This window comes from Lacticaseibacillus boliensis (assembly GCF_054784775.1).
The window spans coordinates 1-15,156 of sequence record NZ_BAAIHN010000047.1; the positions used below are offsets into that span (position 1 = coordinate 1).

Here is a 15,156-nt window from a genome sequence, read left to right on the forward strand (position 1 = left end):
CGGTCTGTTCGTGGTGCATCGATCACCAACTTCTCCGCTCAGTCAGTATTCGCAACGCTCCAAACGTTGCTTTCAGACCGGCCAGATGCGATTTCATGTCCCAAATACCGAGGTGAATAATCCAGGTTTAGATAAGTGACTGACGCTGATCGGGTAAGAAAACATAATTGAGTGCATCTCGGATGTATAGAACTTTTTTGGCGAGACAGTAAATCAGTATAATGGAAACAAACACTAACGGAGGCGCAACATGGCTGACATCGACAAAATTATTGAGCGAGCGGAAAAAGATTTAAATATCTTGGCCATTGGTACCGAAGGGTCTGGCAACGATCCCAATCAGACGCCAGACGAATGGACCGACTTGGATGTCACATTATTTGCCGCCAAACCTGCGCAGGTAGACGCAATGGGCTGGGTGAACGCGCTGGGCACGCCCAAGCTGGTTCAACACCTGTATGACATGCACCTGTTCGGCCCGGCCACTGGCGCATGGCAATCCTGGTTGACCCGCTATCAAGGCACGCGGCGGATCGATTGGAAGATCGCGCCGTCTGCAGACGAAGCTGCGTATCTCGCCGGTGACCATCTGAACGCAATCATCTGGCGGCAGGGCAAAGGCCGTGTCACGCCGAGAAAGACTGACGCGGCAAGCCATTTTCTGCCGGTCCCGACGCAGGCGGACTACGAATCAGTACTCAACGAATTCTTCTGGGTCGCCGGCAACGTGGTCAAGGGCCTTTCGCGGAACAACCTGCTGTACGCTAATGAGCAGGTCAACGCGCACCTGCGGCCGCAGATTCTCAAGCTTTTCGCCTACCGTCAAACGCTTGAGCAAGACGGGCACTTTGATCCAGGCGTTAAATTCAAAAACGTCTGGAACAAGCTGATGTCGTCCGAGCGAAATCAACTCGCGGCCACTTACGACCAAAGCAGTCGCGCCCTCACCTTGGCGAGCCTGAAAAACTGCGTGGCCATTGTCGAAGGACTCGTGGACGAGTTCAACGATGATTTGACGCTGTTGCGTCCGGTCTGGCTCGGCCCCGCCGACGATCAGGTCACCAGCTGGCTTTTTGACTTGACCACCTCACTGAACACCGAGTGCGATCATCAAGACTGATTCTCAGAATGGGTGGTTGCAAGCCGCCTTTTTTCCTTGCAACCTTTAGTCGTCACTATCGTCGCGGTGATTGCTATCTCGCAGTTTTGGTCTCACAACTTATAAGTATTGTACTGGGCTGCTACTTCCGTAGAATTTGGATTGTGATCTCAAAGGCAGAAAGGGAAAAGTTACAGTAGGTGATGGCATCGTTTTAATCCAAAGGTGTCATGCGCAAGACTGGCAATATTGTGACTTTGGGGAACAGTAAGAACGGAAAATTCGCGCTGACGTTACACCAGTGCTGATTTTCTCCAGCTCATACCTATTTACTTGCAGTAATCAAACAGATAGTGTAATCTGAAACCGTTAACTGAATAGATTTCTTCGGGGCAGGGTGTAATTCCCGACCGACGGTGACTGTGCAAGCAGAAGTCCGTGACCCGCGATCAGCGGTGGACCCAGTGAGAGTCTGGGACCGACAGTGAGAGTCTGGATGGGAGAAGAAAACGAGTTTTCATTCCATTTTGTGGGCACTTTTTTTGCTGTGCTCCTCGGATGAGATCTTATTTAGCTTTCAATCATGGCCTCGCAAATTCTTGCGAGGCCATTTTTTATGGAGGTGGAATATGATTTCAGATTCAGAATTCATGGCACTCGCGTGGCAACAAGCGCGCCGCGGGGCGAATCAGACTTGGACCAATCCGCAAGTCGGCGCCGTGCTGGTGCGCGAAGGCCGGGTGATGGCACAAGGCTACCATCACCGCTTCGGCCAAGCGCATGCAGAAGTCGATACCTTGGCGCAGTTGCCAGACCCAGAGCTGGCTTCAGGCGCCACCATGTATGTGACGTTGGAGCCTTGCAGCCACTATGGCAAGACGCCGCCGTGCGCCAACCGGCTGGTGGCAGCCGGCGTGGCGAAGGTGGTGATCGGCCAGCGCGATCCTAATCCGCTAGTCGCCGGCAAAGGGATCGCCATCTTGCAAAAAGCCGGGATCGCCGTTTCCGTCATGGGTGAGACCGGCGGGTTAAACCACGCGTATAACTTTTTTTATCAGCACCAGCGGCCTTTGGTGACGCTCAAATATGCCGCCAGTGTCGACGGCAAGTTGAACGCGAACCAACCGGAGCGGACCCGCTTGAGCGGGGAGGCGGCGTTTTTGGACAGCCAATCTGAACGTGCCAAACAACAGGCAATCGTGGTCGGTGAACATACGCTGTTGATCGATGATCCCAGCATGACGGTGCGGACGCAGGCACTTGCGCATCCCCCGGTGCGAATCGCCATGGTGCGCAACGCAGACGCTTTGTCGCAAGACTTGCGGTTGCTGACAGATGCCAGTGCACCAGTGTGGCTACTCAGTGAAACGCCTTCGACGCGTGATTGGCCGGCACATGTGCAAGTTTTTCCCGCCGACCACTGGACACCACAGGCCGTGTGCGCGTTGGCAGCAGAACACGGGATCCAGGCGCTACAAGTCGAAGGCGGCAGTCGGCTGCAAGCCGAGTTTTTGGCGGCCGGGTTGGCTGAGCAGCTGATCGTCTATGTGGCGCCGCTAACGCTGGGCGGCGATGCCTTACCGGTGGCACAAGGGCCGGCTTCGGCAACCATGAGGTGGCAGCTGGCCGACATGCGTTGCTTGGGCGGCGACGTTAAGCTCACCTACAGGAGGGATGTCTAATGTTTACCGGAATCATTCAAGGAATCGGCCACATTGTTGAAACCAACGTGCAAGGCGAAACCGCGGTCTTGTCTATCGCCACCCCGCTGACGGCGGCAGAACACAGCCGCATCGGCGATAGCGTGGCAATCGACGGCATCTGTTTGACCATCACGGCGTTGACGCCGAGTGGCTTTACCGTCGACGTGATGCCAGAGACGATCCGCCGCACGAACCTGGTCGACCTGGGTGTCGGCCAGCGCGTCGATCTGGAATTGGCGCTGGCGGCGAATGGCCGTTTAGACGGCCATTTTGTTCTCGGCCATGTGGATGCGACCGGCCGGTTGGTCAGCCGCGAAGAAGAGCAAAACGCGGTGGTGTTGCGCTTTGCCTTTCCCGCCACTTTGCGACCGTACATCGTGGCCAAAGGTAGCATCGCCGTCAACGGCGTGAGCTTGACGGTGACGACGGTGACGGCAACCACGTTTGGCGTGAGCTTGATCCCGCACACGTTACAGGAAACCGTGCTAGGGGAACTGGCCGTGAATCAGCGCGTCAATCTGGAAACGGACATTCTCGGCAAATACCTGGTGGCTCAAAAGGAGTTCGAAGATGAAAAATAATCTGAAACAGCGTGTGGAACACGCGTTAGCTGTCTTGAAACAAGGTGGGTTGGTCATCGTGACCGATGATGACCAGCGCGAAGCAGAAGGCGACATGATCGGCCTGGCGCAATACGCCACCCAACAAAGCGTCAATACCATGGTATCCAAGGCCCGCGGGTTGTTGTGTGTGCCCATGGCGCCGGCTGTCGCCCAGCGTCTGGGCTTGCATCCGATGGTGGCAGACGCCACGGATGCCTTTGGGACCGCCTTTACCGTCAGCACCGATGCTAAAACGACCACGACTGGGATTTCGGCGGTCGATCGTGCCGACACGATCCGCCAACTCGCAGACCCGAAGGCTGAGTCCGGCGACTTTTACCATCCGGGACACGTTTTTCCACTGATTGCCGCCGTAGATGGCACTTTGGGCCGCTCAGGCCACACGGAAGCTGCGGTGGACCTGGCTAAGCTGGCCGGGGCACAGCCGGTGGCGTATATCTGCGAGATCTTGAAAAAAGACGGCACCATGGCGCGACGCAAGGAACTCAAGCCGTTTGCAGAAGGCGTGCAGATGCCACTGTTATCGATCCAAGATATCAAAAGCTATCGCTACATGTGCGATCCGACGGTGGTTCAGGCGATCGCCAAGGTGGCTTTGCCAACAGCATACGGGCTGTTCACGCTGGAAGCTTTTGCCACACCTGGCGAAAGCGAACCGACGCTGTTGCTCAGCTATGGCGAGATCAAACCGCGGACGCCGCTGTTGTTGCGGATCCATTCGGAATGTTTGACCGGGGATGTGTTTGGCTCCAAGCGCTGCGACTGCGGCGCTCAGCTGGCCAAGGCGATGCAAACCATTGCGACTGCCGGCCAAGGCGCGGTGTTGTATCTGCGGCAAGAAGGGCGTGGGATCGGCCTGGCGAACAAGTTGCGGGCCTACCACTTACAGGAACAAGGCTTCGACACCGTCGAAGCCAACGTCCACCTGGGCTTTGCCCCAGATCAGCGCCAATACGGCTTGGTCGCGGCGATCTTGGGGCAAAAGCAGATCGATACCGTGGATCTGTTGACAAACAACCCAGACAAGATCGCCCAGCTAGAAGCGTTGGGGATCACAGTACGGACTCGGCAACCGCTGGAGGTGCCGGTCCAGCCGGAAGACCAGCAATATTTAGTCACCAAAAAGCATAAGCTCCATCACTTACTCAAGGAGGTCGATTAACATGACGGATTATTTAGGCGACACGAACGGTCGCGGGTTACGGATCGGGATCGTCGTGGCGCAATTCAATGATTTGATCACCCAACGGCTGTTGGCAGGGGCGAAGGCCGCCTTGCAACGCAACGGGGTGGCAACGGGAGACATCACCACTTGGTGGGTGCCGGGCGCCTTCGAATTGCCACGGGCGGCCAAACAGATGGGGGCGACCAATACCGTCGACGGCATCATCGCCTTGGGCGCCGTGATCCGCGGTGAAACGTCGCATTACGATTATGTTTGCAGTGAAACCGCCCGCGGATTAGCAAGCGTCAGCCTGGACGGCCCGGTGCCGGTGATGTTTGGCGTGTTGACGACCGACACCTTGGAACAAGCCATCAACCGCGCTGGCGGCAAAGGTGGCAACAAAGGCGCCGATTGCGCCACCGCTGTGTTGGAAATGGTGCACTTGCCCCAAGCCTGAAGATAAGTTATCGGGGCCGCTATGCAAAAGTACCGCCAGATCAGCGTCTGGCGGTACTTTTGTGGTGAATAATGTACTTACGGTTGCAACGACTTATCCAGCGTTTTTGCAAGTTGCTCGGCGTCGGGGTCACGGCCGAAAAAGAGGTACAAGACCGCGGCTCCGCCGAGTAGCGACCCCAAGATGCCCAAGATATCGAAGTCCGGGCGGTCAATCAACAGACCGCGCTCGCGCAGGTTACTGAGTTCTGCGTGAATGGTCGCGCGCTGTGCCGCCGGGATCGCGGCGATCAGCTGATCGCGGCGGGCCTGGCTGTAAGCGACCTCGCTGACCAAGATCTTCAAGACCTTGGGATTGGCCTTCAAAAAGACGATCCGGTCGGCGACCAAGGGCTTGATGAAGGCCTCAAGCGTCGCGTATTCACGCGTGAAGTTGCCTTCGACAAAGGCGGTGAAGACCGCCGGGATCACCGCGGTCATCACGGGTTGCAAGATGGCATCGAGCAACCCGGCCTTGTTTTTGAACTTGGCAAAGATGTTGCCTTCTGCCACGTCTGCACGCTGGGCGATCAGCTTGGTGCTGGCGTTGGCGTAACCCATTTCTGCAAAAACGTCGATCGCTGCCGCCAAGATCCGTCGTTGGCGTGCGGTCAGCTTGTTGAGTAAGTGTCTGTCATCATACAATGCGAGATCTGTTTCTGCCATCATGTCACCTGCTTGCTTTCTGATTTACCCAAACCATACCATTTCGACGTCTTTGGTCAACTGCTTAACCAAAGCTTTGCCTTTTGGTCACAAAATCTCCTTGATTCTTGGGCATACTATAACCAACGTCAACCAACAGAGTGCTTGCGCTGAAAGGAAGAAAGACTATATGAATATTGCTGCTCACATTGCCGTCGTCATGGTGACACTCGGCTTGATCGCCGCTTCTACTGTTGTCGCCGCCGGCCATAATCGTCGCCGCGCACTGATCCCGATTAAAACTGAACATTAAAGTAGTGGCTGAGCCATAAAGCGGTTTTAGCATCGTGTATAATGCCCCTGACGAGTAAATCCCGAAACTTAGGATTTGCTTGGCAGGGGCATTATACGTAGATGCGTTGCTTTATTGCTCGTACATCTCTGTAATAGTCGTGCTTATTTTGTGATTTTGAATTATGTCTCGGACTCTTTGTTGTCTAGGCAAAATCCCGCGGGTCATCGGCCAGCGTGTAAGGGCGGTGGTAGATGTCGGTGTACGCGGCTTGGCGCTGGGCATCGTCCGCGTCGCGCAAGGCCTTGGCCGCCTGACGTAGCGGCAAGGCAGGGTCTGGTGTCAACGTGTTGAGCACATGGACGATGAGCTTGCCGGTGGCGGTTTGTTCCACGAACAAGGAAATCACCGGCACCTTCAACATCGCCGCGTAATGATACGCCCCGATCTGGCCCGGGCGCGGTTTGCGGTAGTGAGGCCACATGGCTTGCTCTGGATAGATCAAAACCGGCGCTGACTGCAGGCGCTTGGCGAGCAGTTGGGGAAACTGCCGCCCGAGATAGTGGAGATCTTGCGCGATCGGGACGGTATCTGCGTTGCGCATTAGCCAACCCAGCACGCCAGACATGGCCAAGTTGGTCAGTTCGCTGACGATAAACAGCCGGCGGTTGCCGAGGGCCTTGCGCACCGCCAAGTTTTCCAGTGGGGCAAAATGATTGCTGACGACGATCGCTCGGCAATCGTCAGGCAAGTGTTCGCGGCCGACCACCCGCACCGGTGCCATCATGATCGTGCACGCCAGATGCATGACGATCCGCGCAGCCCCCGTGTTCAGCGGCCGCCACCAGTGGGCGTGTTGCCACTGGGCGAGCAGTGTCTGGCTTTGTGCCGGCGTCAACACCGGATCGTGCAACATCACCTTGCGATGCCAAGCCTGCTGGGCGATTGCCTGGTGGATGTTGTCATTGACAGAAGTCATAAGGCCACCGCGATGCCGGCGTCGCGCAGTTTGGCGAAGGTGTTTTCAGACTCGGGGATGGTTGCGGCTGCGTCCACCAGCGTCTGCATGTGCGCCGTGTCTTGGGCTTGTTGGTCGTAGTTGGCAAGTGTCTGGTGGAGCGTTGACGCGTAAGTTGTTTGCTCAGCGTAACGCCAGAATTCTTGGGCGTAAGGGACGTCTTGGTAGTGCCACGGCTTCGCGAACAAATTATAGTGTACCAGCCGGGCCGGGCCGCTGTCCGTACCTTGTCGGTTGAAGCTACCATCTAGTGGCTGGATACGGTTTTGAGCGATGGCGTTGAGATAGTCTTGGTCTGGGGCCAGGCTCTTGAAGTGATAAGTATGCAAAAGCTGGAGAAAATGCGCCGTGAATTCGGCTTCACGCATGGCCTGCAGATTCATCACCAACACCCCGGAGTTAACATAAGCGCTGGCCGGCACGCCGATCGCCTTTTGGGCGTAGTTGGCTGTGATCGGGTCGTCGGCGATGAAGGGGTCGCTTGCGGCGGCGACCAAGTTATTGCGAGTCGGCTGGTCGAACAAGTGGGAAACGTCGTCCAGACAGATCGTGTCCGCATCGAGATAAACCGCCTTGGTCAGTTTTGGGAACAACTCTGCAATGAATAAACGCAGGTAGATCGTGAAGGTGAAGTAGTCGCAGCGCAGTTTGTTGCCGGTGTCGGTGATCTGGGCGAGTAACTGTTCATCGACGCGGATGCACTCCAGCTTGATCTTGGGATCGGTGATCTGGGCACGCAAAGCGGCTTGGTTGCTGGCGCTGAGCGTGGTGTACAAGACGCGAACATGGTAGCCGCGCGGGTCTTGGGCATGGGCTTGCAGCGATTGCAAGGCCGCGGCAAACACCGGTGCGTACTGGTCGTCGATACAATAGAAAATTGGAATCATTATGATCATCCTTTCATCATGGGCGCCAAGTGGCGGTAATCGCCCAGCAAGTCGTCGTAAGCGTGCAAGTGCAGTTGCGTGTGCATGGCATCGATCTGCCAAGGCTTGACCGTCAGCGTGTGTACCCAGGGAAACAGGCGGAAGCTGGTGGTGAAGTGTTGAAAAACGGTGCTGTTGTGGAGCTTTTGTTGTTCGTTGAAGCGCCGCGGCGACAGCATTTTGACCGTCGCCAGCTTGTTGAGCGCAGATTGATCCGGCATGAACATCTTGACGGTCGCACAGCGCTTGCGACAGGCCGCAAACAGCCCCGTGGTGCGAATCGCGGCGAGATTGAGCAACATGACCCCGGAGTTGACGTAATCGAAGGTGCTCAGCTCGTGATGGAAGAACCACTTGCCATAATGGTCGAGGACCCCGACAAACTCGACGCCTGCTAAGTCTTGGTGGTACCAATCGCCAAATCGCCGCCGGCACAAGATGTCAGTATCCAGATACAGCAGACGTTCCGGCAACTCTGGCAGGAGGTCTGCATACAGCCGCAACATGCAATAAGGCGTGAATATCGTGTCCATATTGGCGCTTGGCGGCTCTGCTTCAAACAGGTTGGTGATGTCCAGACGCGTCACCTGATGGCGCGGGTCGCGACTTTGCACGAGCGTTTGCAGAAAATCGGCCGCGCCTTGAGGCAAGGGTTCATAGCCTGGGATCTTGGCGGTGAGAATGTAGAGGTGGAGGGGTTCGGTGGAGTGCTTGAGCAAAGCCAGCGTTGCTAACAACAACCCGTCTTGCATGCGGGCATCCCCGCAAAACAACACATTAATCATGGTAGGCCTCCTTCACTTGGTGGTAGGTGACGCCGGTATAAGTCGACTGTGACGCTCGTCGGCGTAGTTGTGTTTCCACGGCTTGCCACAACGCGTGTTGGCGCTGCTTGCGGTTGGTCGCGGCAACTTGTAGCGGGCCGTCGAGATACTGCACCAGCTTGGGCTTGCGGCTGTGGCGGCGCGGCAGATAAACCGTCGTGGCGGTGAACACTGGGGCGTCAAGCGCGACGGGATAGTGCAAGGCCGCAGCGCCGAACGGCCTGATGCCGGTATAATACGGCCAGACATGGGCCTCGGGATAAACAACGATCACGTCGCCTTCGTCGTGGCGTTGTTTTAGTGCGCGCAAAAACGCCGGATATTGGCGCCGAGTGCTTGGCAACAGTAGTGCCCGGCCGGCGGCGAGGTGGCGCCCGACGAGCGGGACCCCGAGGTTGGCGGCGCCGGCGATGATGGCAACAGGCAAGGACCATGTTCGCGGCAAGAAGACATCGCCGATTGGCTGGGTGTGGTTGGCATACACGAACGCACCGGGGACTAGCTTTTCTGCGCCGATGACGTTCACCCGTCTTGCCACGCGATACCCCCAGGCAAACCCGGTGGCTAGCGGATTGATGATGCCAGCAAAGCGGCGGTTTTGCCAGTCATAATCAGCAGGCAAAGTTTGTGGCTGGCTGGCATTGACCACGACATCGCTGTCGGTATCGACATAGGAATACGCCCGTTTCATCATCGCGCCTCCTTAAATCTTTGAGTAAGTACTCAATCATTTTTACACCGTAAGTATAACTGAATGGCATTTGGTGTCAAGCGTTACAGAAAATGAGTCGATGCTCATTTTTTCTCGGAGTGAGTTGACACTCACTTCTACCTAAGGGTATACTTGCGGTGCAAGTGAGCGGCAGCTCACTAAAATGATGAGGTGATAACATGAGTGAACCATTATTGGCGCTGCAACATTTGGTGAAACGTTTTGGCAAGCAGACGGTGCTTGAAGACGTCAACCTGACCGTTTATCCCGGTGAAATCGTGGGGCTGATCGGCCCGTCTGGTGCGGGCAAGTCGACGGTGATCAAAACCGCGCTGGGCATGGAAGTCGCAGACGGCGGGTCCGCCAGCGTGATCCAGACGCAGATGCCTAACCGTGAACTGCTCGGGAAAATCGGGTACATGGCCCAAGATGACGCGCTGTATGAGGCGTTGTCTGGTAAAGAAAACCTGCTGTTTTACGGGCGGATGAAAGGTGTCGCCAAAGCCGTGCTGGCAGACGCCATCACCCATGTCGCGGCGGTCGTTGACCTGACGCCTGATTTGAATAAGCGCGTGTCTGGATATTCCGGCGGGATGAAGCGGCGTTTATCGCTGGCTATCGCGCTACTGGGTGACCCGGAGCTGTTGGTGCTCGATGAACCGACCGTCGGGATCGATCCGGCGTTGCGGCGCAAGATCTGGGCGGAGCTAGACAAAATCCGCGACGCCGCGCGGGGGATCTTGATCACGACCCACGTGATGGACGAAGCCGAGCTCGTCGACAAGGTGGCGTTGTTGCTCGATGGCAAGGTGATGGCCTTCGATTCGCCTAAACAGCTGGAAAAAGACTACGGCGTGGCAACGATCGAAGCGGTGTTCCTCAAAGCGGAAGGGGTGGCCTAAATGCGCGCATTCTATATTATGCGTCGTGTCATCAGCGAACTCCTGCGGGACAAGCGGACGCTGGCGATGATGTTTGTGGCGCCGGTGTTGATCATGTTTTTGATGAAGCTGATCTTCTCAGCCAACGCCACGACTTCGGTGACCGTGGCGACCGTCTCGGTACCAGATAATATCCGCACGACCCTCAACGATGTCAAACACGTCGCCGTGAAGAAAACCGCGACGAAGACCAAGGCAAAACAGGCGTTGAAAAATCAAAAAGTCGACGCCATTATCCAACAAACTAGCGGTAACCATTACGCGGTGACCTATGCCAATACAGACGCCACCAAGACGGCGCTGGTCAAAGCCGGTTTTCAAGCGGCACTGACGGCCAACGGCGTGAAGACGCTGAAACAAACTGTCACCAAGCTATCTGGCGCAGTGGCAACGCTGTCCGCGACGGTTGCCAAGGTATCGCCGCAAGCCGCCGCACAAATTGCAACCAAACTGCCAAGCAAGACGAAGCCGGCAACCACGAAGATCTCCAATCACTATCAATACGGCGATAAAAACACCGGCTTTTTCGATAAGATCCTGCCGATCCTGATGGGCTTTTTCGTTTTCTTCTTCGTCTTCTTGATCTCAGGGATGGCGCTGTTAAAAGAACGCACCACCGGCACCCTAGACCGCTTACTGGCAACGCCGGTGCGGCGTGGTGAGATCGTGCTGGGTTACATGATGAGTTACGGGATTTTAGCCGTCATCCAAACCGTCATCATCGTCATGTGCACGGTGTATTTCATGGGCGTGCAGATTGTGGGGTCGCTCCTATCTGTGATGGTGATCAGCTTCTTGTTGGCCTTGGTCGCCTTGGCCTTCGGGATCTTGATGTCGACTTTTGCCCAGTCGGAATTTCAGATGATGCAATTCATTCCCATCATCGTGATCCCGCAGGTCTTCTTCTCCGGCATCGTGCCGCTGGACAGCCTCGCCAGCTGGGTCAAAGACATCTCTTATATCCTGCCGCTGACTTATGCCGGCGATGCGATGACGCGAATCATCATGTACGGCACCAAGCTGACCGGGTTGGGGCTGGATATCGGCATTTTATTGTTATTCTTAGCCATTCTGACGATTACCAATGTCCGCGGCATGCGGCGCTATCGCAAGGTCTGAGCTTGCAGTTGTCTGCGAGTCTAGGTAAGATGAACAAATCGGGAGGTCTGTTGAGATGAACCAAAATGTTGCGACGCTGTTCCAAAGCTCGGTGGATACCGAAGCGCTCACAGACAAGCAAAAGGCCGTGTTAAAAGCCAGCCTGACACTGTTTGCGCAAAAAGGGTACGAAGCCACCAGCACGCATGACATTGCGGCACTGGCAGGGGTCGCTGAAGGCACGGTTTATAAGGTTTTCAAAACCAAAGAAGGTCTGCTGGCGGCAATCATGACGCCGTTTATCGAAGGCGTTTTGCCACAAGTCATGGGTGAGTTCGTGCAGGCCATCGACGCTCAAGAAATGCCCGACCTGAAGGCGGCGCTGACGTTCATGATCCATGATCGCCTGCAATTTGTCATGGACAGCCGCCGCGAAGTCAAAGTGTTCGCGCAGCTGATCTTGCGCGATCCCGAAATCTTACAAACGCTGCAAGCAAAAGTCGATACGCTGATCGGCGATCACTATTCGCAACTCTTGGCCCCGCTGAAGCGTTCCGGTCAGCTGGTCGATTGGCCAGCAATGCGCATCCTCCGCTACATTTTTGGGACGCTCTTGAGCTACGTCTTGCCAACGATCCTGCTAGACACTCCGGCGCCAGATCTTGACGCCATCACCGCAGAGTCCGTTGAGTTCTTAATGCGCGGTTTATCTGCATAAACCTTGATTGTCGCTGTCCGGCAACGTAAGTGTGCAGTTAATTGTAGACCAATCGCGGTCGGGTGTGGGCAAAAGCGACTCCAGCAGGTTTCAATCTGTCGTGGAGAGGGTGCTCGGCGAAGCTAACTTGGCCGTTCCGGCCAAGTGGATCTTCACCTGCGCCTTGCTGTAAGCGACAAGTCGCTAACAGCAATCTCACCACGTCAGATTGACCTGCTTCCGTCACTTTCACCCACACCCTAGATTCTGTGTATCAGGATAGTTTGGTGTCATGGACAAACGGGTCAACTCGTTGGTCACCACCATCCAAAAGACATCCCAAAGAGGACTTACGCTGCCGGACAGCGATAGTGGAATATAACGTAAAAACGGTCATCTAAACGATGGCCGTTTTTGCATTGTATTCGGTAATGTAAGCGCGTACAATAAGGATGTAAAGGAGATGAGCAAAATGATCAAGTTGTTCGGCATCGTCCTTTTGGGTTTAGCCGCTTGGCAGTTGCTCGCAACGTATCGCAACTTCAAACAAGTGCGTGTCGCTGGTAATGCCAACACATCGGCTTTAATTGGGTTAGGAATTGGTTATAGTCTGTTTTTTGCAGCCATCTTATTGGTGATGGGGATTGCAGTGTGTGCAGGGATTTGTTAAAGGACTTTGCCTAGCGAGCGCTAGGCTATTTTTTTGCGAAAAATTGCTTGTGCTTTCTCGATGACGGCATTATAGTGTACTAGTAAGCTATAACACTAGTAAGGGAGGCGCGGCATGGAATTTGACGATAAGATCCCGATTTATTACCAGATCGAACTGTATATCCGCAGGCAGATCATCGCCGGCAAGCTCATTCCAGGTGACAAGTTGCCGGCGGTGCGGCAGTTGGCGCTTGATCTGACGGTCAATGTCAACACCGTTCAGCGGGCGCTGGGCGAGCTCATCCAAGCAGGGGTGCTGGTTTCTAAGCGCGGGTTGGGAAATTTTATCACTGAAGATTCGGCGATCCTCAGCGATATTCGCGGGGAAGCAATCGAGCGCGAACTCAGCCGCGTATATGATGACCTGGCAGCGCTGGGGCTGAGTCCCAAACAGATGACGACGGCTTTGAGTGACTATATTGCCAAGCGAGAGGATGAGTCTAATGGCTGAACTATTAACGATCCAAGGATTAGTCTACCGCCGCAACCTGCATACCTTATTGAACGGCATCGACTTGACGTTGAGTCGCGACCGCATTGTCGGGTTGTTGGGCGCAAACGGCGCCGGTAAAACGACCTTGATGCGGCTGATTGCAGGGTTGGCAGGCAACTATCGCGGCGCTATCAGCATGGCCGACAACACAACTAACACCGAACGCAAGGCGCACGTCAGCTTCACCAACGCCTTGGTTGCAGCAGACAAGCGCCAGCGCGTCGCCCAGCTGGCAAATTTTTGGGAAGCATTATACCCAGATTTTGACCGCAAACGTTTTGATGCCTTGGCCGCGACGCTTGATCTGCCGCAAGACAAGCGACTGATGGCGTTGTCCAAAGGGATCCGCATGAAGGTCGAAGTTGCCTTGACCCTGGCGCGAAATGTGGATCTGTACCTGTTAGACGAGCCTTTCGACGGCATCGACAGCATGACGCGCAAGAAGATCATCACGAGTATCATCACCTGGAAACCAGACGGCGCCACCATCTTGATTTCTGATCATCATGTAACCGACGTGGCCAACTTGTTGGATACGGTGGTGGTTTTGAAAGACCAGCGTGTCGTGGACGTCGCCTTGACTGACGCGATCCGTGAACAAAAACACGAGACGATCGAAGATTACTACGAGCACTTCTATGAAGGGAGTGAACAAGATGACTAAGTTCACTGCATTGTTGACAACGCTTGGCCGCCGGCGCTTGTTGACAGCGGTCCAAGCGCTCGGGCTCTGGTTGATTGCCACTGTTGCTGCCACGCTGATCAATATCTTCGCCAACAGGCACGCCGGTTCCCATGAAGCTTGGTCGATGCTTGTCATTAGCTGGGGGTTCGTCTTGCTGATGCTCGCCGGGGTGGTCTTATTCTGCCAGCTGGCGGTCGCCAACGAAAAAGTCTGGACACGCGCCCAGTACCGATTGTTGCCGATGAGTGATGCCAAGCTTTATCTGGCCAACAAGGGCGCAACCGCACTCGCCTTCGTCGCATTTTGGGTCGTCGGGCTTGCGGTAACCATTTTGTTTATCGCGATGTCTGGGCAGCTCAAGTGGCTCCATTTTCACGCGTCGTTCTGGGATGTCGCAAGCGTAGCGATATTGTTTCTGGTCATGACCCTGTTTTTCTGGGCGCTGCTCAGCACGGACAACCTGCTCGTCCACACGATCCGGGCGTTTCTGCCGGAATCGCGCGGTGGCTTGCTGACTGGGATCTTGTATATCGTGACGATCGTTGCCGTGTTGTGGGTGCTTCATGGCTTGCAGAAACTGATCTTGTTGCCGTTTGGCGGCAGTATCCTCAGCAGCAACATCAGCGATAGTGTGGGTTACGCGGCGATCCTGATTTTCGGATTCATAACAGCATTGCTGGCGGCGCTCAACATCTTTTTGCTCAAGCGTTTCGTTGAACCGAAAGCGTGAGCGTATGCGTAAGTTTAACGCCATTCTCGATGTTGCTTGGTTTTTGACCTTGACCGCTTGCGCGCACGTCTTGCACCAACTGCTCGACTGGGTCGCCAATCGTCGGTCGCAGGTCTTGCAGCAATTACATCAGTAACATGAAAGCTCGCCTTCGTTGCGGGCTTTTTTGGGTGACGGATTTACAATTCAAGTGCAACAAATTAGTCAAATAGAAAAGACTCATAGCCTGAGTCCTTGTAAAATGGAATCACCACAAGACCAACTACAAGGAGAACTCGACTATGAGTCCGTACACCCAT

19 protein-coding genes and 1 riboswitch are annotated in these 15,156 nt (G+C 55.2%); of the genes, 14 read left to right on the forward strand and 5 right to left on the reverse strand.

Annotation, left to right across the window (positions count from 1 at the left end):
- Positions 1–250 precede the first annotated feature (250 nt).
- The 5 genes from ACYVRB_RS13100 to ribH all read left to right on the forward strand — a co-directional run bounded on the left by ACYVRB_RS13100 (position 251) and on the right by ribH (position 5,047).
- On the forward strand, positions 251–1,120 hold the full coding sequence (locus ACYVRB_RS13100; protein WP_461215886.1) for an aminoglycoside 6-adenylyltransferase: 870 nt from the start codon (positions 251–253) through the stop codon (positions 1,118–1,120).
- 358 nt (positions 1,121–1,478) lie between these two features.
- A riboswitch (FMN riboswitch) is annotated at positions 1,479–1,611 on the forward strand.
- Between the two features lie 117 nt (positions 1,612–1,728).
- Entirely contained in the window at positions 1,729–2,781 is a 1,053-nt protein-coding gene (gene ribD, locus ACYVRB_RS13105; protein ID WP_461215887.1) for a bifunctional diaminohydroxyphosphoribosylaminopyrimidine deaminase/5-amino-6-(5-phosphoribosylamino)uracil reductase RibD, read from the forward strand.
- The gene (locus tag ACYVRB_RS13110; protein WP_461215888.1) at positions 2,781–3,383 is read left to right on the forward strand and encodes a riboflavin synthase; all 603 of its coding nucleotides are present in this window, start codon (positions 2,781–2,783) and stop codon (positions 3,381–3,383) included. Before ribD ends, ACYVRB_RS13110 begins: the two co-directional genes overlap by 1 nt.
- Complete coding sequence (gene ribA / locus ACYVRB_RS13115; protein WP_461215889.1) at positions 3,373–4,587, forward strand: GTP cyclohydrolase II; 1,215 nt, start codon at positions 3,373–3,375, stop codon at positions 4,585–4,587. Before ACYVRB_RS13110 ends, ribA begins: the two co-directional genes overlap by 11 nt.
- A 1-nt stretch (position 4,588) precedes the next feature.
- Positions 4,589–5,047: a 6,7-dimethyl-8-ribityllumazine synthase gene (gene ribH / locus ACYVRB_RS13120; RefSeq protein ID WP_461215890.1), complete on the forward strand. Its 459-nt coding sequence runs from the start codon at positions 4,589–4,591 to the stop codon at positions 5,045–5,047.
- Positions 5,048–5,124: 77 nt separating this feature from the next.
- Here ribH and ACYVRB_RS13125 read toward each other — a convergent pair whose 3' ends face one another.
- Positions 5,125–5,751 (reverse strand): TetR/AcrR family transcriptional regulator, encoded by a 627-nt coding sequence (locus ACYVRB_RS13125; RefSeq protein WP_461215891.1) that lies wholly within the window; start codon positions 5,749–5,751, stop codon positions 5,125–5,127.
- Positions 5,752–5,920: 169 nt separating this feature from the next.
- On the opposite strand from ACYVRB_RS13125, the gene ACYVRB_RS13130 reads away from it, so the two are divergent.
- Positions 5,921–6,043, forward strand: coding sequence for a hypothetical protein (locus tag ACYVRB_RS13130; RefSeq protein ID WP_461215892.1), 123 nt, complete (start codon positions 5,921–5,923; stop codon positions 6,041–6,043).
- 184 nt (positions 6,044–6,227) lie between these two features.
- Here the strand turns inward: ACYVRB_RS13130 and ACYVRB_RS13135 are convergent, their stop codons facing one another.
- From ACYVRB_RS13135 to ACYVRB_RS13150, 4 genes are read right to left on the reverse strand one after another with little or no spacing between them, the layout of a single operon-like run.
- A complete protein-coding gene (locus ACYVRB_RS13135) occupies positions 6,228–7,001 on the reverse strand; it encodes a lysophospholipid acyltransferase family protein (protein WP_461215893.1) in 774 nt (257 codons plus the stop codon).
- On the reverse strand, positions 6,998–7,927 hold the full coding sequence (locus ACYVRB_RS13140; protein ID WP_461215894.1) for a glycosyltransferase family 8 protein: 930 nt from the start codon (positions 7,925–7,927) through the stop codon (positions 6,998–7,000). The genes ACYVRB_RS13135 and ACYVRB_RS13140 overlap by 4 nt, the downstream gene beginning before the upstream one ends.
- A gap of 5 nt (positions 7,928–7,932) precedes the next feature.
- Positions 7,933–8,751 carry a glycosyltransferase gene (locus tag ACYVRB_RS13145; protein ID WP_461215895.1) on the reverse strand — a complete coding sequence of 273 codons (819 nt, stop codon included), beginning with the start codon at positions 8,749–8,751 and terminating at the stop codon, positions 7,933–7,935.
- Complete coding sequence (locus ACYVRB_RS13150) at positions 8,744–9,484, reverse strand: 1-acyl-sn-glycerol-3-phosphate acyltransferase (protein ID WP_461215896.1); 741 nt, start codon at positions 9,482–9,484, stop codon at positions 8,744–8,746. The genes ACYVRB_RS13145 and ACYVRB_RS13150 overlap by 8 nt, the downstream gene beginning before the upstream one ends.
- A 197-nt stretch (positions 9,485–9,681) precedes the next feature.
- Here ACYVRB_RS13150 and ACYVRB_RS13155 point away from each other — a divergent pair, with 197 nt between their 5' ends.
- The 8 genes from ACYVRB_RS13155 to ACYVRB_RS13190 all read left to right on the forward strand — a co-directional run bounded on the left by ACYVRB_RS13155 (position 9,682) and on the right by ACYVRB_RS13190 (position 14,993).
- Complete coding sequence (locus ACYVRB_RS13155; RefSeq protein WP_461215897.1) at positions 9,682–10,404, forward strand: ABC transporter ATP-binding protein; 723 nt, start codon at positions 9,682–9,684, stop codon at positions 10,402–10,404.
- A complete protein-coding gene (locus ACYVRB_RS13160; protein ID WP_461215898.1) occupies positions 10,405–11,562 on the forward strand; it encodes an ABC transporter permease in 1,158 nt (385 codons plus the stop codon).
- Between the two features lie 55 nt (positions 11,563–11,617).
- A complete protein-coding gene (locus tag ACYVRB_RS13165; protein WP_461215899.1) occupies positions 11,618–12,259 on the forward strand; it encodes a TetR/AcrR family transcriptional regulator in 642 nt (213 codons plus the stop codon).
- A gap of 442 nt (positions 12,260–12,701) precedes the next feature.
- A complete protein-coding gene (locus ACYVRB_RS13170; RefSeq protein WP_461215900.1) occupies positions 12,702–12,908 on the forward strand; it encodes a hypothetical protein in 207 nt (68 codons plus the stop codon).
- 114 nt (positions 12,909–13,022) lie between these two features.
- Positions 13,023–13,400: a GntR family transcriptional regulator gene (locus tag ACYVRB_RS13175; RefSeq protein ID WP_461215901.1), complete on the forward strand. Its 378-nt coding sequence runs from the start codon at positions 13,023–13,025 to the stop codon at positions 13,398–13,400.
- Positions 13,393–14,106 (forward strand): ATP-binding cassette domain-containing protein, encoded by a 714-nt coding sequence (locus tag ACYVRB_RS13180; protein ID WP_461215902.1) that lies wholly within the window; start codon positions 13,393–13,395, stop codon positions 14,104–14,106. Before ACYVRB_RS13175 ends, ACYVRB_RS13180 begins: the two co-directional genes overlap by 8 nt.
- Complete coding sequence (locus ACYVRB_RS13185) at positions 14,099–14,857, forward strand: hypothetical protein (RefSeq protein WP_461215903.1); 759 nt, start codon at positions 14,099–14,101, stop codon at positions 14,855–14,857. Before ACYVRB_RS13180 ends, ACYVRB_RS13185 begins: the two co-directional genes overlap by 8 nt.
- A 4-nt stretch (positions 14,858–14,861) precedes the next feature.
- Positions 14,862–14,993: a hypothetical protein gene (locus ACYVRB_RS13190; protein ID WP_461215904.1), complete on the forward strand. Its 132-nt coding sequence runs from the start codon at positions 14,862–14,864 to the stop codon at positions 14,991–14,993.
- Positions 14,994–15,156: the final 163 nt, after the last annotated feature.